Source organism: Bradyrhizobium sp. CFUWI, from assembly GCF_056429085.1.
In genome coordinates, this window is sequence record NZ_JBWJZE010000212.1 from 1 (window position 1) to 438 (window position 438).

The following is a 438-nucleotide window of genomic DNA, read 5'->3' on the forward strand; positions in this document are numbered from 1 at the left end:
GTGGTGGACTTCAACTTCCGCTTCTCGACCGAATCCACGGCCGAAGGCCTGAAGACGCGCGTGCACAACCTGCTGGACCGGCACGGGCTCGAGTACGACCTGTCGTGGACGCTGGGCGGCCAGCCCTTCCTGACCACGCCCGGCGAACTGGTGGAGGCGGTGCAGCAGGCCATCGCCGACGAGACCGGCATCGCCACCGAACTCTCCACCACCGGCGGCACCAGCGACGGGCGGTTCATCGCGCGCGTCTGCCCGCAGGTCATCGAACTGGGCCCGCCGAACGCGACCATCCACAAGATCGACGAGCACGTGGTGGTCGCCGACGTGGAGCCGCTCAAGAACATCTACCGCCGCACGCTGGAGCGGCTGAACGCACAGGTGGCCGCATGACGCATCCGCAGCAGCCCGCCGTATCCACCGCAGCCAGTGCGCCTGTCC

The 438-nt window shown here is 68.5% G+C and carries 1 protein-coding gene; it reads left to right on the top strand.

Annotated features, from left to right (window positions below; genetic code table 11):
- A partial coding sequence (locus AC066S_RS39480) for a M20/M25/M40 family metallo-hydrolase (RefSeq protein WP_478272008.1) occupies positions 1-390 on the top strand: 390 nt, incomplete at its 5' end.
- Between the last annotated feature and the right edge of the window lie 48 nt (positions 391-438).